15 protein-coding genes are annotated in these 15,189 nt (G+C 75.3%); 4 read left to right on the forward strand and 11 right to left on the reverse strand.

The features are described 5' to 3' along the window. Positions 1–7: 7 nt before the first annotated feature. The gene (locus KG102_RS13760; protein ID WP_208288361.1) at positions 8–1,267 is read right to left on the reverse strand and encodes a geranylgeranyl reductase family protein; all 1,260 of its coding nucleotides are present in this window, start codon (positions 1,265–1,267) and stop codon (positions 8–10) included. 242 nt (positions 1,268–1,509) lie between these two features. Continuing rightward, positions 1,510–2,205 carry a demethylmenaquinone methyltransferase gene (locus tag KG102_RS13765; RefSeq protein ID WP_208212339.1) on the reverse strand — a complete coding sequence of 232 codons (696 nt, stop codon included), beginning with the start codon at positions 2,203–2,205 and terminating at the stop codon, positions 1,510–1,512. A 72-nt stretch (positions 2,206–2,277) separates the two neighbouring features. Here KG102_RS13765 and KG102_RS13770 point away from each other — a divergent pair, with 72 nt between their 5' ends. Beyond that, positions 2,278–3,621, forward strand: a complete 1,344-nt coding sequence (locus KG102_RS13770; protein WP_208288360.1) for an isochorismate synthase — start codon at positions 2,278–2,280, stop codon at positions 3,619–3,621. 153 nt (positions 3,622–3,774) lie between these two features. Here the strand turns inward: KG102_RS13770 and KG102_RS13775 are convergent, their stop codons facing one another. The 5 genes from KG102_RS13775 to KG102_RS13795 form a co-directional block, all read right to left on the reverse strand. Further along, the gene (locus tag KG102_RS13775; protein ID WP_243883895.1) at positions 3,775–5,256 is read right to left on the reverse strand and encodes a S1C family serine protease; all 1,482 of its coding nucleotides are present in this window, start codon (positions 5,254–5,256) and stop codon (positions 3,775–3,777) included. A 95-nt stretch (positions 5,257–5,351) separates the two neighbouring features. Beyond that, positions 5,352–7,178, reverse strand: coding sequence for a 2-succinyl-5-enolpyruvyl-6-hydroxy-3-cyclohexene-1-carboxylic-acid synthase (menD, locus tag KG102_RS13780; RefSeq protein WP_208288359.1), 1,827 nt, complete (start codon positions 7,176–7,178; stop codon positions 5,352–5,354). Then, positions 7,175–8,134: an o-succinylbenzoate synthase gene (locus KG102_RS13785; RefSeq protein ID WP_208288358.1), complete on the reverse strand. Its 960-nt coding sequence runs from the start codon at positions 8,132–8,134 to the stop codon at positions 7,175–7,177. Before KG102_RS13785 ends, menD begins: the two co-directional genes overlap by 4 nt. Before the next feature lie 20 nt (positions 8,135–8,154). Beyond that, a complete protein-coding gene (locus tag KG102_RS13790; protein ID WP_208212347.1) occupies positions 8,155–8,727 on the reverse strand; it encodes a TetR/AcrR family transcriptional regulator in 573 nt (190 codons plus the stop codon). Then, positions 8,724–9,053: a DMT family transporter gene (locus tag KG102_RS13795; protein ID WP_208212349.1), complete on the reverse strand. Its 330-nt coding sequence runs from the start codon at positions 9,051–9,053 to the stop codon at positions 8,724–8,726. The genes KG102_RS13790 and KG102_RS13795 overlap by 4 nt, the downstream gene beginning before the upstream one ends. Before the next feature lie 128 nt (positions 9,054–9,181). Between KG102_RS13795 and KG102_RS13800 the strand changes: the two genes are divergently transcribed. Continuing rightward, complete coding sequence (locus KG102_RS13800) at positions 9,182–10,147, forward strand: 1,4-dihydroxy-2-naphthoyl-CoA synthase (protein WP_208212683.1); 966 nt, start codon at positions 9,182–9,184, stop codon at positions 10,145–10,147. Here the strand turns inward: KG102_RS13800 and KG102_RS13805 are convergent. From KG102_RS13805 to KG102_RS13815, 3 genes are all read right to left on the reverse strand, one after another. Then, positions 10,144–10,308: a hypothetical protein gene (locus tag KG102_RS13805; protein WP_208212351.1), complete on the reverse strand. Its 165-nt coding sequence runs from the start codon at positions 10,306–10,308 to the stop codon at positions 10,144–10,146. The genes KG102_RS13800 and KG102_RS13805 overlap by 4 nt on opposite strands. A 118-nt stretch (positions 10,309–10,426) precedes the next feature. Continuing rightward, positions 10,427–11,497: a DUF3048 domain-containing protein gene (locus KG102_RS13810; RefSeq protein ID WP_208288357.1), complete on the reverse strand. Its 1,071-nt coding sequence runs from the start codon at positions 11,495–11,497 to the stop codon at positions 10,427–10,429. A 103-nt stretch (positions 11,498–11,600) separates the two neighbouring features. Then, positions 11,601–12,695, reverse strand: coding sequence for a DUF3048 domain-containing protein (locus tag KG102_RS13815; RefSeq protein ID WP_208288356.1), 1,095 nt, complete (start codon positions 12,693–12,695; stop codon positions 11,601–11,603). A gap of 94 nt (positions 12,696–12,789) precedes the next feature. On the opposite strand from KG102_RS13815, the gene menE reads away from it, so the two are divergent. Next, the gene (gene menE, locus KG102_RS13820) at positions 12,790–13,932 is read left to right on the forward strand and encodes an o-succinylbenzoate--CoA ligase (protein ID WP_208288355.1); all 1,143 of its coding nucleotides are present in this window, start codon (positions 12,790–12,792) and stop codon (positions 13,930–13,932) included. Then, positions 13,929–14,801 carry a 1,4-dihydroxy-2-naphthoate polyprenyltransferase gene (locus KG102_RS13825; RefSeq protein ID WP_208212359.1) on the forward strand — a complete coding sequence of 291 codons (873 nt, stop codon included), beginning with the start codon at positions 13,929–13,931 and terminating at the stop codon, positions 14,799–14,801. Before menE ends, KG102_RS13825 begins: the two co-directional genes overlap by 4 nt. A gap of 46 nt (positions 14,802–14,847) precedes the next feature. Here KG102_RS13825 and KG102_RS13830 read toward each other — a convergent pair whose 3' ends face one another. Next, positions 14,848–15,138: a DUF4229 domain-containing protein gene (locus tag KG102_RS13830; RefSeq protein WP_208288354.1), complete on the reverse strand. Its 291-nt coding sequence runs from the start codon at positions 15,136–15,138 to the stop codon at positions 14,848–14,850. Positions 15,139–15,189: the final 51 nt, after the last annotated feature.

A 15,189-nucleotide genomic window follows, 5' to 3' on the forward strand; every position in this document is an offset into this window, starting at 1 on the left:
GCGGGGTTCATGCTGCGGGGGCGATGCGAGCCAGGCCGGCGATGACCCGGTCCACCAGGTCACCACCCTTCGGCTCGTAGCAGTCGGACAGGAGCTTGAGCACGAACCTCATGACGAGAGGTCGGGGCAGCCCGTAGCGGGTGCAGACCCGCATGACCTCCGGGTGCTCGATCAGCCGGACGAACACCCGGCCGAGCGTGTAGTAGCCACCGAGGTCATCCTTCATCCTGCGCTCGTACGTCGCGAACGCACGTTCCCGGCCCGCGGCGGTGCCGCGTGCCAGGCCCTGGGCGATGGCGTCCGCGGCGACGCGGCCCGCCTGCAGCCCGTACGCGATGCCCTCGCCGTTGAACGGGCTGATCATCCCGGCGGAGTCGCCCGCGAGCATCAGGCCGTTGCCGTACAGCGGGCCGCGGTTGAAGCCCATCGGCAGCGCGGCACCCTTGACGGGGCCCACCTGGTTGTCGGGCGTGAACTCCCACTCGGCGGGTGCGTTGGCCATCCAGGTGGCGAAGAGCTTCTTGTAGTCGACCTTCGTCGCGGCGGCGGTCGAGGAGACCGACCCGAGCCCGACGTTCGCCGTGCCGTCCCCGAGCGAGAAGATCCACCCGTAGCCGGGCATCAGCTTGTCGCCGTCCCAGAGCTCGAGGTGGCTCTCCATCCACGGGTCGTCGTGCCGAGGGGTGCGGAAGTAGGTCCGGACCGCGACGCCCATGGGGCGGTTCATCTTCTTCTCGAGGCCCATCCCGGTGGCGAGCCGCGCGGAGACCCCGTCGGCGGCGATGACCACCGGCGCGCGGTACTCGACGGTCTCCCCGTCGACCTTGGCCTGCACGCCGATGACCCGCCCGGAGCGCTCGTCGCGCACCGGCCCCGTGACCGTGGTGCGCTCCTGCAGCTTGGCGCCCGCGGTCCGCGCGTGCTCGGCCAGCGTGTGGTCGAGCGACATCCGCGACCGGGCCAGACCGAAGGAGGGGTAGCTGGACAGCTCCGGCCAGGGGAGCTCGAGACGGTGCCCCCCGCCGAGCACGCGCAGCCCGACGTTGCGGATCCAGCCGTCCTGCTCACGCAGCGGCAGGCCCATGCGGACGAGCTCGGCGACCGCGCGAGGCGTCAGGCCGTCGCCGCAGACCTTGTCGCGGGGGAACTCGGACTTCTCGAGCAGGAGGACGTCCAGGCCGGCGGAGGCGCAGTGGAAGGCGGCTGCGGACCCTGCTGGGCCTGCGCCGACGACGATGACGTCCACGTCATCGTGCACTGCATTCACCGGGACTCCATTTGTGACGTCGTTCACGCACTGCTCTGGGCGAGTGTAACCAGCCCCCCAGGGGCTGTCTGCGAAGGCTTTCCTAACCTCGGGCCACCCCCGGGCAGCACGGTGTGACCTGCGGACTCGGCTGCCCGACGAATACCCGCAGCAACCCGCGCACGGCCGTGCTCGAGTCCCCGCCAGAAGCGGTGCGACGAGAGCCGGCAGCCCGGCTCCCGCCGGCCCGGCGGCCGTCCGCGCTATGCCGGACGAGTTCCCCGGTGCAGGGCCACGATGCCGCCCGTCAGGTTCCGGAACGCCACCTGCTGCCACCCGGCACGCTTGATCAGCATGCCGAGCCCGTGCTGGTCCGGCCACTCGCGGATCGACTCGGCGAGGTAGACGTAGGCCTCCGGCTCCTTGGAGACGGCGCGCGCGACGGGCGGCAGCGCCCGCATGAGGTAGTTCTGGTAGACCGCGCGGAACGGCGCGAACGTGGGTCGGGAGAACTCGCACACGACGAGCCGGCCGCCCGGCCTGGTCACCCGCAGCAGCTCCTCGAGCGCCGCGCCCACGTCCTTGACGTTGCGCAGCCCGAACGACATCGTGACCGCGTCGAACGACTCGTCCGCGAACGGTAGGTGCAGCGCGTCACCGGCGACGAACGCGAGGTCGGGGCGGCGACGCTTGCCCACCTCGAGCATCCCCACGGACAGGTCGCACGCGATCACCCGGACGCCCGCGTCGGCCATGGGCTCGGACGACGTCCCCGTCCCGGCGGCCAGGTCGAGCACGGTCTCGCCGGGCTGGGCGCCGACGGCCTTGAGGGTCGCCTTGCGCCACGAGCGGTCCTGCCCGAGCGAGATGACGTCGTTGGTGCGGTCGTAGCGATGGGCCACCGCATCGAACATCGCGGCGACGTCCTGGGGGTCCTTGTCGAGGGAGGCGCGGGACATGTGTCCATCGTCGCAGGTCCGCGACGGGTCCACGACAGGGCACCCAGGTGCCGGAGGCATACGCTTGGACCGATGAGTACGCAGACATCGGCCCCGGCGGACGCCGTCCCGCAGCCGCTCGTCGTCAGGACGGTCCCGCTGGACGACCTCGGCGACACGGCAACGCCGGACCCGCACGACCTGCTCGACCTGCTGCCCACCGAACGCCCCCTCGCGTGGGTGCGGCGCGGCGACGGGCTCGTCGCCTGGGGCGAGACGATGCGGGTGACCGTGACGGGCGCCGGCCGGTTCGCGGACGCCGAGCGCGTCTGGCACGAGGTCCTCGCGCACGCGATCGTGCGCGACGAGGTCCAGCTCCCCGGCACGGGCCCCGTCGCGTTCGGCTCGTTCGCGTTCGACGACGAGTCCCCCGCCGGCGGCGTCATCGTGGTGCCCCGGGTGGTCGTCGGTCGGCGAGGCGGACGCACCTGGCTCACCACCATCACCAGCGGCCCCCGGCTCAGCCCGGCCCCCAGGCTGGCGGACGTCGTCGGGCCGCGCGTGCCGCCCCTCGACCCCGGCGGGGTCGTCTACACCGACGGTGCCGTCAGCGCGGACCGCTGGCGCGAGGTGGTCGCCCGCGGGATCGACGCGATCAGGGCCGGCGAGGTGGACAAGGTCGTCCTCGCCCGCGACGTGCAGGCCCGTGCCGAGCACCCGGTCGACGCTCGGTGGGCGCTGGAGCGGCTGGCGGTGCAGTACCCGTCGTGCTGGACGTTCAGCGTGGACGGCATGGTGGGCGCGACCCCCGAGCTGCTGGTGCGCTCCGAGAAGGGGCTGGTCACGTCGCGCGTGCTGGCCGGGACCATCCGGCGCACCGGCGACGACGACGCCGACGTGGCCCGGGCCGCGATCCTCGCGCACTCGTCGAAGGACCTGGAGGAGCACGAGTACGCGGTGAGCTCCGTGGCGCAGGCGCTCGAGCCGTTCTGCTCGTCGACCAACGTGCCCGACGTGCCGTTCGTGCTGCACCTGCCGAACGTCCTGCACCTCGCGTCGGACGTCACCGGCGTGCTCACCGCGCCCACCGGCGCTGCGGCGCACCCGTCGTCGCTGTCGCTCGCTGCGGCCCTGCACCCCACGGCCGCCGTCTGCGGGACGCCCACCACGGCGGCCCGCGAGCTCATCCGCGCCATCGAGGGCATGGACCGGGCCCGGTACGCCGGACCGGTCGGCTGGTTCGGCGCCGACGGCGACGGCGAGTGGGGCATCGCCCTGCGCTCGGCGGCGATCGACCCCGACGACCCGCGCAAGGTCCGGCTGTTCGCCGGCTGCGGCGTCGTCGCCGCGTCCGACCCGCCCGCGGAGCTGGCCGAGTCCGAGGCCAAGCTGGTCCCCATGCGGTACGCACTCGGCCGGGACGCCAGCGACAGCTGACGTCCCGGCCGAGTGACCGGGTCCCGGTCCGAAGGGGACGCGGACCGGGACGGGCTGCGCGGTTCGCGGAACCGCGCCTGCGAGCCGGCGACCGGGGTCCGTCGGGGGGAACGACCCGGCGGTCGCCGGCGGTCCGTGGGTGACGGCCCGAGCTCAGCCCTGGCCGCCTCCCTGCTGCTGGAACCACTCCCACATCTCCTCGGGGCTGAGCCCCTCGGGGACGCCGCCGCGCTGGTCCTGGGAGTTGCCCTGACCCTCCTGCGGCTGCTGCGTCGTGGTCTCGGGACGGACGGCGAGCGTCACGTCGACCTCCGTCGTGCGCCCGTCGCGCACCACGGTGAGGGTGCTCTTCGCGCCGGACACCAGCTCGCGGACGTACGCCGTCAGGGACTCGGCGCCGCCGACGGCCTGGTCGTCGATCGCCACGATGGTGTCCCCGACCTGCAGGCCGGCGTCGGCGGCGGGCGAGCCGTCGCTGACGGACTCCACGACCGCACCGTGCCGGGTGACACCGTCCGCGGTCGCGGTGCCGTCGGACAGGCCCACCCCGAGGAACGCGTGCTCCGCGGTGCCGTCCTCGATGAGCTGCGTCGCGATGTTCTTCACCAGGTCGACCGGGATGGCGAAGCCGAGCCCGATCGAGCCGGACTGGCTCGACAGCGTCGCGATCGAGGAGTTGATGCCGATCACGAGGCCCTCCGCGTCGAACAGCGGGCCACCCGAGTTGCCGGGGTTGACGGCCGCGTCGATCTGGATCGCGTTGGTGACGATCGCCTCGTCGGCGCTGTCGCCCGACGTGGACACGGGCCGGTCGACCGCCGAGACGATGCCGGTGGTGACCGTGTTGGCCAGCCCGAGCGGGTTGCCGACCGCCATCACGGGCTGGCCGACGGCGACCCCGGAGGAGTCGCCGAGCTCTGCCGGCGTCAGGTCGTCGGGGGCGTCCGTGAGCTTGATGACCGCGAGGTCGGTGGTGGGGTCGGTGCCGATGACGTCCGCCTGGAACAGGCGACCGTCCGTCAGCGTGACCTGCACCTGTCCGTCCGCGCCGGCCACGACGTGGTTGTTCGTGACGATGTGGCCGTCCTCGTCCACGATCACGCCGGAGCCCTGCGAGCCGCTGCCGTTGCCGTCGCTGACCTGGATCGCGACGACCGACTCCTGGACGGCGTCGGCGACGGCCTCCCAGTTCGGGTTCTCGGCCGTCGAGCCCGCCACCGGGACGCTGTCGTTGTCCTCCCGACCGATGGTGGCCAGCGAGGCCGGTCGGTCGTTCGACGCGTCACCGTCGGAGAGCGTGTGCGTGATGCCCGCGGTGGCGATGGCGGCGAGGATCGCGGCGGCCGCCGCGGCGCCCGTGACCGGGAGCCAGATGCTGCGCTCGCGCCGCGCGGGGACCTCGCCGGGCGGGGTCGTGCCGGGACCGTGCGGCGTCGCCGGGTCCTGGCCGGCCCGCTGGGCGGCCTCGTACGCGGCCCGCTGGTCCGCCGGAGCGGCGGGGTGCGGGGGCGTGAACGGGTTGGTCGGGTGCGGGCGCGTGGCGCCCACGGGGGGTAGCGGCTGGGTGGCCTGGTTCTGGGGGTGCTGACCGGCAGCGAGCGGCTGGGTCGCGCCGTTGTCAGGGGTCGTGGTCATGGGGTGGCTCCTCTCGTCGATGACCATCACACCCGAGCGCGCTGAAGGCACCCTTCGCGCTGCCTGGGAGTTTCCTGCGAGTTTCTCGTGGGAGCTCAGCGGGCCACGGCCGCGTCGACCGCCCGCGCGGCCTCGGCCACGAGCCGTTCGCCCAGCGCGCGCCGTCCGAGACGGTCGACCCGGACCTCGACCACGCTCAGGCCTGGTCCGGGCGCGGCGAGCGCGGGCAGCAGGCCGTCCACGTCGCTGACCCGCGTGTGCCGGACCCCGTACCCCGCGCACAGGGCGGCGAGGTCGGCGCCGTGGGGCGTGCCGAACACCCGCTCGAACACGTCGGCCCGGTCCGGCTCCCCCGGCTCCAGCGTCGCGAAGATCGAGCCGCCGTCGTCGTTGGCGACGACGAGCTGCAGGTGCGCGGCGGGCTCGAGCGGTCCGCGCAGCAGGCCCCCGACGTCGTGCAGGAACGTCAGGTCCCCCAGCAGCGCCCGCACCCGTCGGTCCGGCAGCGCGAGCGCCGCCCCGACCGCGGTGGACACCGTGCCGTCGATGCCCGCGAGGCCGCGGTTGGCCAGCACCACCGGAGGCGTGTCCCAGCGCGCCACCAGGTCGAGGTCCCGGACCGGGTTCGACGAGCCGATCACGAGGGCGTCGCCCGCCCCGCTGACCTGCGCCACGACGCGCGCGAGCGCCGGCCCGGTGACCCGGGTGCCGCTGCGCGAGCGCCGGCCGACGTCGAGCCCGTCGAGCACGCCGTCGATCGCCGCGCCCGCGGCCGCGTCGGCCGTCCGCCACGCGTCCAGCCACCCCGCCGGAGCGGGCATCCGGCCCTGCCGCATGCGCGCGGGGACGTCGACCAGGACGTCGGTGGCGTTGCGGGCCGCATCCGGCCAGTCGCGTCCGCGCGGGGCGATCACGACGACCTCGACGTCGGGGCGGCCCAGCAGGCGCTGCACGGGCCGGGACAGTGTCGGCCGCCCCAGGACGACCACCCGGCGGACCGCGCCACCGAGGACGGGGTGCTCGAGCAGGAGCCGGTAGGCGGCGATCGCGTGGCTGCCGCCGCGAGCGCCGGAGGAGGGTTCGGCCAGCAGCGGCCACCCGTTGACCTCGGCCAGGCGGCGTGCGGCCGGTCCGGCGCCGTCCCCGGCGACGAGCACGGTCGGCACGCCGCGGCGGGCCGGCGTGGCGGGGTCGCCCACGGCGGGCACGGACCCCGTGACGGCAGCCGAGACGGTGCGCGCCTGGACCTGCGTGAGACCCGCCGTCGACGGCTCCGGCCACGGTGCGTCCCCGGGGACGAGCGGCTCGCGGAACGCGAGGTCGAGGTGCACGGGACCAGGGTCGCCCGTGCGGGCGCCGGTCGCGGTCGCCACGGCGCGCGACACCGTCCGGCGCAGGCCGCGCGCCTCGTCCGGCAGGCCGACCGGGGCGGGCACGTCGACCGAGAGCCGGACGGCGCCGCCGAAGATGCCGACCTGGTCGGTGGTCTGGTTGGCGCCGGTGCCGCGCAGCTCGTGCGGGCGGTCGGCGGTGAGCAGGATCAGCGGCAGGCCGCTGTGGTGCGCCTCGAGCACCGCGGGGTGCAGGTTGGCGACGGCGGTGCCGGAGGTGGTGACCACGGCGACGGGCCGGGGCGGTTGCACCTGGTCGCCGGCGCCGTGGGCAGACGCGCGCGAGAGGCCGACGGCGAGGAACGCGGCTGCCCGCTCGTCCACGCGAACGTGCAGCCGCAGGCCCGGTGCGTGAGCGGGGCGGTCGGCGTCGTCGCGGGCCGCGTCGGCGAGTGCGTAGGCCAGCGGGGCGCTGCGCGAGCCGGGTGCGAGCACCACGTCCTGCACGCCGAGGGCGGCGAGCGCCTGCACGAGCACCCGGGCCGCCGTGGTCGCGGGATCGGGGTCGGGACGCGTCACGCCCGCCATCATGCCCGAGCCTCGACGGCCGCGACGCGGTCGACCCACCTCGCGGTCAGGTCGTCGTCCGCAGCCGCGGCGGCGAGCAGGGCGGGGTCGGGCTCCGGCCGACGGACGTCGAGCGCCCCGTCGACGGGCAGGAACGGGTCCGTCACGACGTCCGCCGACAGCAGCTGCGCGGTCGCCAGCCCGCACGCGTAGGGCAGCTCCGGCAGCGCGGCCGCGAGGGCGACGCCGGCCGCGAGCCCCACCGAGGACTCCAGCGCGGACGAGACGACGACCGGCAGGCCGATCCGCTCGGCCAGGTCCAGGCACGCGCGGACCCCGCCGAGGGGCTGCACCTTGAGCACGACGACGTCGGCCGCGTGCGCCCGGGCGACCGCGAGCGGGTCGTCGGCCCGGCGGATCGACTCGTCGGCTGCGATCGGCACGTGCGTCCGCCGGCGCAGTGCTGCCAGCCCGTCCACGCCGGGGACCGGCTGCTCCGCGTACTCCAGGCCACCGGCCGCGCGGTCCAGCGCCACCAGCCGGGCGACGGCCGTGTCCACGTCCCAGGCCGCGTTCGCGTCGATCCGGATGGCTCCACCGGGGCCGAGCGCGTCGCGGACCGCCTCCAGGCGGGCGATCTCGTCGGCCACCGACTGCCCGGGCTCGGCGACCTTCACCTTCGCGGTCCGGCAGCCGCCGGACGCCAGCACGATCCGGTGAGCCGTCTCGGGGTCGACCGCGGGCACGGTGACGTTGACGGGGATCCGCGAGCGCAGCGGCGCCGGCCAGCGAACGTCCGCCGCCTCGCGGGCCGCACGCCACCAGGCGGCCGACTCCGTCGCGTCGTAGTCCCAGAACGGGCTGAACTCGGCCCAGCCCGCCGGACCGCGCAGCAGGACGCCGTCGCGGACGGTGAGCCCGCGGAACCGGGTCCGCAGCGGGACGGACCAGACATGCAGGTCAGCGGGGTGGCGGGGCACGCCGTCAGCGTACGGCCGACTCACGCGCCCCACGCCTCGACCAGGAGGGTGCGCGCGGTCACCCGCACCGGACGCTGCTCCGTCAGGGCCGTGACGACCGCACCGTCGACCAGCGCGATGGTCACGGCCGCCGAGGTCGGGGCCCCCACGCGCGCGACGAGCCCGCCCACGACCTCGTCGACCACCGAGCGCCCGCCGGCGAACGCCGTGGCCAGGGCCGGGTGGCGTCCGGCGCCCAGCAGGTGCTCGTAGTAGCTGCGCACCCGCGCGTCGTCGCCGTCGGGCAGCACCGCGTCCGCCACCACGCCCGCGGCCCGGCCGGCGTCCTGGCGCACGGTCACCGCGGGCGCGTCGGCGGCCACCGCCCGCGCGTGCTCGGCCCACGCAGCCGCGAGTGCGCCGCCGGCGGCCGCCGCGAGGTCGTCGAGGGAGCCGAAGTAGTAGGTGGTCGCCGACACGGACGCCCCCGCCTCGGCCGCGACCCTGCGGTGCGTCAGCGCCCCGGGCCCCTCCCGCAGCATGAGCGCGGCGGCGGCCCGGGCCAGGTCGTCGCGCCGGCGCGCCCCCTTGGCGCTGACCGTCCGCTCGCTCACTCGTGCGCACCCCCGGAGGAGAGGTTGAGGCCCACGACACCGGCGACGATGAGCACGAGCGAGACGACCTTCAGCACCGAGACGGGCTCGTCGAAGACGACGATGGCGACCACCGCGGTCAGGGCCGCGCCGATGCCGACCCAGACGCCGTACGCGACCCCCACGGGCAGCGACTTCAGCGCCCAGCTCAGACCGCCCATGGACCCGACGAGCAGGACCACGAACGCCACGCTCGGCCAGAGCCGGGTGAAGCCGTCGGACGCCTTGAGGCTGAGCGCCCAGCCCGCCTCGAGCATGCCGGACAGGATGAGGACGATCCACGCCATGGTGATGACTCCTTGCCGACGCCCTCGGGCGCCCCGTGCGCGCCGGGTGGCAGTCCCCGCCGTCCCGCGCACGATTCTGGTACGAATGTACCAGACTGCGTCGGCGCGGTTAGGCTGCCGCCGTGACCCTGCCTCCACTGCCGGCCCCCGTCTCCGACACCTTCGACCCGACGCGGTGGCGCACGGTCGACGGGTTCGAGGACCTCACCGACCTGACCTACCACCGCGGTCACGCCCGGCCGACACCGGACCAGGCGTCCGCCGGAGCCGTCGCGCGCGACCTTCCGGTCGTGCGCGTCGCGTTCCACCGGCCCGAGGTCCGCAACGCGTTCCGGCCCCACACCGTCGACGAGCTGTACCGGGTGCTCGACCACGCACGCACCACCTCCGACGTCGGCACCGTGCTGCTCACCGGCAACGGCCCCAGCCCCAAGGACGGCGTCTGGGCGTTCTGCTCGGGCGGCGACCAGCGCATCCGCGGCCGCTCGGGATACCAGTACGCCTCGGGCGACTCCGCGGAGGATGTCGACCCCGCGCGCGCGGGACGGCTGCACATCCTCGAGGTGCAGCGGCTCATCCGGACCATGCCGAAGGTCGTCGTCGCGCTGGTCAACGGCTGGGCGGCAGGCGGCGGGCACTCGCTGCACGTCGTGGCGGACCTCAGCATCGCGAGCCGCGAGCACGCCCGCTTCATGCAGACGGACGCGAACGTCGGCTCGTTCGACGGTGGCTACGGGTCCGCGCTGCTCGCGCGGCAGGTGGGGCAGAAGCGCGCCCGCGAGATCTTCTTCCTGGCCCGCGAGTACTCGGCCGATCAGGCGCTCGCGTGGGGCGCGGTCAACGACGTCGTCGAGCACGCGCTGCTCGAGGAGGCCGGGCTGGAGTACGCGCGGATCATCGCGACCAAGTCGCCGCAGGCGGTCCGCATGCTCAAGTTCGCGTTCAACCTCGCGGACGACGGCCTCGCCGGCCAGCAGGTGTTCGCCGGCGAGGCGACCAGGCTGGCGTACATGACCGACGAGGCGGTCGAGGGCCGCGACGCCTTCCTGCAGCACCGCGACCCCGACTGGTCCGGCTTCCCGTACGCGTACTAGCGGCCGGACATCGCCCAGCCGGCGAGGTCCACGATCGAGCCGACGACGCCCGCGGCGCCGACGAGCAGGGCGACGAGCACGACGGCGGAGACGATGACGGCGCCCACCGAGCGGACGTCGTGCTCGGCGGACCCGGGCTGGTGGTGCGTGAGAGTGGCCATGCGTCCAGCCTGGCCGGGGCACCCCCGCGCGGGCATCGGCCCCGAGGACCCTCTCGGTCCACACCACGGGTGGCCCGTGCACGGGCGCGTGTCATCCCGTGGTCGGACACCGCGGACGTCAGCTGACGGTGAGCGAACCCGTCCCCGCGGGCACCAGCTCGACCCACGTGTTCCCCGGCGCCAGGTCCGCGGGTGCGCCGGTGGCGGTGAACAGCCGCATCGGGGCGTCCTGCGAGTCCTTCTGCCACCGCACGGGGATCGTCTTGCCGCCCGAGGCGACGACGCCGTCGCCCGACCCGACCAGCGAGTACGTCGGCACCGCGGCGCCGCCCTGCGCGCCGAAGCCCGTGGCGGGGTGGTCGGCCGTGATGGAGACGACGTTGACCGCGGACAGCCGCGCGCCGCTGCGGGCGGTCGCGGGGGTGCTCCCCTCCGACCGCAGCCACGTGCCCGTGCCGGCGTCCCACGACCACGTGGGGCTGGAGGCCGGTGACAGCCGGAAGGCGAGCGTCCCCGCGGGGGTGCCACCCACCACGGCCGCCGCGCGGTCGGCGCTGCGCGCGAAGGTGAACTGCTCGCCGGGCGGGGCCTGGTGGGCGGCGTCGGCGACGCCCCAGAACGTGGTCGGCGTGCCGTAGACGTTGTGCGGAGCGGCGCGGTCCCGGGCCCGGTACATACCGGGCGCGCCCGCGTCGTGGCTGATCATCTGGACACCGCTGGCCGCGACCAGGTCGAGGATGCCCGGCTGCCCCCCGGAGAACGCGAGCAGCCCGTGCAGGGGCGCGAGGATCACGGGGTCCATCGGCCGGACCGAGCGAATGGGACCGACCTCACCGGGGACCTGGGAGTGGTACACCGCGATGAGCCGCGAGACGTCGAACTCGACGATCGTCTCCCAGACGACGTCCGCCTGCTCGAGCCCGGTCTGCGGACGCGCAACGGCCGTGTTCTCGATCTTCACGGCGAGCGACGGCCGGGCCGCGGGCTCGCCCGCCACGCCCGTGAGGGGCCAGACCGGCGGGACCACGGGCACGGGGGCGGCCGCCTTGTCGGGCGCGATCGTCGGGCCGACCGTGACGGGGTCCGGCGTCTGCGGTGCGTCCTGCGGCGAGCTGCAGCCCACCAGCGCCAGCGCCATCGTCGCGACCAGCGCCGCAACCGCGCGCCCGTGGCGTCGTGTCGTCGTCATTGCCGTTCCCCTGTCCTGTGCGTGCTGCGTGCTCCGTGCTGGGTGCTTCTGTGCTGGGTGCTTCTGTGCTGCGTGCTGCGTCCTCGCAGCCGACCTGGCCGGCTCAGCTGATGGTGACCGCGCCCGAGTCCCTGGGCACCAGCTCCACCCAGGTGATGCCCGGCGCGAGGCTGAGCACCGCACCGTCCGCGGTCGTCAGGGCGAGGACCGCGTCCGTTCCCGTCTTGGTCCACGTCCCGGTCACGGTGTGCCCGCCGCTGGAGACGGTGGCCTCGCCCGTGCCCTCGAGCACGGTCTCGGGGACCGGGTTGCCCGCGGGGTCCCGCGTCCCGGAGTCCACCAGCCGCACGGACAGCGTCACCACGTTCGCCGCCGCGATCCGGGCGCCCGAGCGGAGCGTCGCGGGCGCGGTGCCCTCGGCGCGCAGCCACGTCCCCGTGCCGGCGTCCCAGGTCCACGTCGGGAGGGCGGAGCCCGACAGGCGCACGGCGACCGTCGAGGACACGCCGCCGGCGACGACCGCGGTGGCCTTCTCGGCCGTCCTGGCGATCACGAACTGGGTGGCCGGCGCGGCGCTGTGGCCATCGTCGGCCTGGTCCCAGAAGACCTGCGGGGTGCCGTAGACGTTGTGCGGTGCCGGGGCGACCCCCTTCTTGCGGTAGAAGCCGCCCGCGCCGGCGTCCATGCTGATGGTCTGCAGGCCGGCGTTCTTCAGGTCCTGGACGAACTGCTGCTGCCCGCCCGAGAAGGCGATCAGGCCGTGGGTCGGCGCGGCGATCGCGGGGTCCATGGGGCGCACCGACCGGATCGGGCCGACCTCGGCGGGCACCTGGGACTGGTAGATCGCGACGAAGCGGCTGATGCCGCCCTCGACCACCTGCTCCCACACGACGTCGGCCTGGTCCAGCCCGGTCTGCGGACGCGACTCCCCCGAGTTCTCGATCTTGATGGCCAGCGCGGGCCGGGCCGAGACCTCGGCGGCGGCGACGCCGGTGAGGGGCCACCGGGGCGGCACGACGGGCGCCGGGGGCGCGACCTTCGCGGCGTCGATGACCGGTCGCTGCGTGCTGGCGGGGCCGGGGGACGCATCGGTCGGCGACCCGCTGCACGCACCGAGGACGAGGGCCGCGCCGGTGACGAGCGCGGCGACCGCGGTCGTCCGCCGACGAGCGGGCGGGACGGTGAGGACAGGCGACACGATGCTCCTAGGGGTGTGAACCGCGCGACACTCTACGGCGTGCCGGTCCCCGGCCCCGGCGGGCACGCGGGGTCGCCGGACCTACGCTGGTCGGATGAGCCGGCCGTTGCGTGACCTCCCCGCGCGGCCGGACCTCCTCCTCGCGGCGCTGTCTGCGGCGCTGTCGGGCCGGGGACCCGCCGTCGCGCCCGGCGCGCACGGGCCCGTGAGTGCGCAGGTCGGGGACGACGTCGCGGTCGCCGTGCGGACGTCCGGCTCCACAGGCGAACCGCGCACGGTGCTGCTGTCCGCCTCCGCCCTGGTGGCCTCCGGCCGCGCCACGCACGCACGGCTCGCCGGACCCGGGCGGTGGTTGCTCGCACTGCCCACCGAGCACGTCGCGGGCCTCCAGGTGCTCGTCCGCTCCGTGCTGGCGGGGACCAGCCCGGTGACGCTCCCGACGGGCCCGTTCCGCGCCGCGGGGTTCGTGGCGGCCAGCGCGTCCCTGCCTGCCGACGGGCCGCGCTACACCTCGCTCGTGCCCACCCAGCTGGTCCGGCTGCTGGCCGACGAGGCCGCCACCGCGGCGCTCGGCGGGTTCGACGCCGTCCTGCTCGGGGGCGCCGCCGCGCCGCCGGACCTGCTCGCCCGGGCGCACTCCGCCGGGGTGGCGGTGGTCACCACGTACGGCATGTCGGAGACCTGCGGCGGGTGCGTCTACGACGGGACGCCGCTCGACGGCGTCACCGTCCGCATCGACGACGACGGCCGCATCCTGCTGGCCGGGCCGGTGCTCGCCGACGGGTACCTGGACCGCCCCGACCTCGACTCCCAGGCGTTCGTCCAGGTGGACGGCGTCCGGCACCTGCGCACGACGGACCTCGGCGCGTGGTCCGCCGGCACGCTGACGGTGCTCGGCCGCGCCGACGACGTGGTCGTCACCGGCGGCGCCAAGGTCCCGCCCGGGCCGGTCGAGGCCGTGCTGGCGGGGCTGCCGGGCATCGACGAGGTCTGCGTCGTGGGCGTGCCGGACCCGGAGTGGGGCCAGGCCGTGGTCGCGGTCGTCGTGCCGGCCGCCGGCGTCCGCCCGCCGTCGCTGGGCGAGGTCCGCGCGGCCGTCACCGACCGGATCGGCCCCATGCACGCCCCGCGCCACCTCGTGGTCGCGGACTCGCTCCCGGTCCGCGGCCCGGGCAAGATCGACCGTCGGGCTGCAGCGCAGCTCGCCGTCCACCAGCTCGAGAGGAACCTGACGTGACGACTGCCAGCGACTGGGTGCAGGGTGCACGGCCGCGGACGCTCCCTGCCGCGGCCGCCCCGGTGCTCGTCGGCACCGGCGCAGCCGCGCACCTGGGCGAGGCCCACCTGGGACGCGCGGCGCTCGCGCTCGGCGTCGCGCTCGCGCTGCAGGTGGGCGTCAACTACGCCAACGACTACTCCGACGGGATCCGCGGCACCGACGTGGACCGGGTGGGCCCCCTGCGGCTGACCGCGTCGGGCACCGCGAGCCCGGGCACCGTCAAGGCCGCCGCGTTCGCCGCGTTCGGCGTCGCAGCGCTCCTCGGTCTGGTACTCGTCGCCCTGACCGGGCACTGGTGGCTGCTCGCCGTCGGGGTCGTCGCGATCCTGGCGGCCTGGGGCTACACGGGCGGGAAGTCGCCCTACGGCTACCGCGGGCTCGGCGAGGTCGGCGTCTTCCTCTTCTTCGGCCTCGTGGCGGTGCTCGGCACCACGTACACACAGGCGGACGAGCTCTCGTGGCCCGCCTGGGTGGGTGCCGTGTCGATCGGCATGCTCGCGTGCGCGCTGCTCATGGCGAACAACCTGCGCGACGTGCCCACCGACGTCCTCGTCGGCAAGCGCACCCTCGCGGTGAGGCTGGGCGAGCGCCGCTCCCGCCAGGTGTACGCGGTGCTCGTGGTGGTGCCGGTGCTGCTGGGCGGGATCGTGTGCGCGTTCGCGTCACCGTGGACGCTGGTCGTGCTGGGGCTCCTGGCGCCCGCCGTCATCCTGGCCGTCACCGTGCTGGTCGGTGCGCGAGGTCGTGCGCTGGTCCCGGTCCTCGCGGGCACGGGCCTGCTCGAGCTCGCCTTCGGGGTGGCGCTGGGCCTCGGTCTGGCGCTGTAGCGGCCGACCTGCGCCCGTCGCCGCGTGCCAGCTGCTCAGCGGCGCGTCACTGGCCCTCGCGGGAGGCCTCGTCGGCCGCGTCCTCCACGTCCGCGTCCTGCTGCGCGCCCTTGCCGAGCACCGGCCGGTCCCCCGCCGCGCGCCGACGCTCCGCCCGCTCCGCGAGCTGGCGGGCGGCCGCGTCGCGCGGGCCGCTCAGCAGCACGTACGACAGGGCCCAGGCCAGGAAGGCGGCGACCACGACCACCAGCCAGGACCGCAGGCCTGCCCACCAGAGCAGGCCGGCGCACGCGCCGAGGAGCGCGAGGCGCAGGACCGAGTAGACGACGAAAGGCACGACCCCAGGGTAGGCCGCGGGCGCGTGTGGGTGACGACAGGCGTCTAGTCT

Source organism: Cellulomonas fengjieae (assembly GCF_018388465.1).
In the GTDB taxonomy this organism is placed as follows: Bacteria; Actinomycetota; Actinomycetes; order Actinomycetales; family Cellulomonadaceae; genus Cellulomonas; species Cellulomonas fengjieae.

Coding starts and splice junctions, on each gene's coding strand:
- KG102_RS13765 (WP_208212339.1), bottom strand. CDS start 2,205: ATGTCCCGCGCCTCCCTCGACAAGGACCCCCAGGACGTCGCCGCGATG.
- KG102_RS13770 (WP_208288360.1), top strand. CDS start 2,278: ATGAGTACGCAGACATCGGCCCCGGCGGACGCCGTCCCGCAGCCGCTC.
- KG102_RS13775 (WP_243883895.1), bottom strand. CDS start 5,256: ATGACCACGACCCCTGACAACGGCGCGACCCAGCCGCTCGCTGCCGGT.
- menD (WP_208288359.1), bottom strand. CDS start 7,178: ATGATGGCGGGCGTGACGCGTCCCGACCCCGATCCCGCGACCACGGCG.
- KG102_RS13795 (WP_208212349.1), bottom strand. CDS start 9,053: ATGGCGTGGATCGTCCTCATCCTGTCCGGCATGCTCGAGGCGGGCTGG.
- KG102_RS13805 (WP_208212351.1), bottom strand. CDS start 10,308: ATGGCCACTCTCACGCACCACCAGCCCGGGTCCGCCGAGCACGACGTC.
- KG102_RS13810 (WP_208288357.1), bottom strand. CDS start 11,497: ATGACGACGACACGACGCCACGGGCGCGCGGTTGCGGCGCTGGTCGCG.
- menE (WP_208288355.1), top strand. CDS start 12,790: ATGAGCCGGCCGTTGCGTGACCTCCCCGCGCGGCCGGACCTCCTCCTC.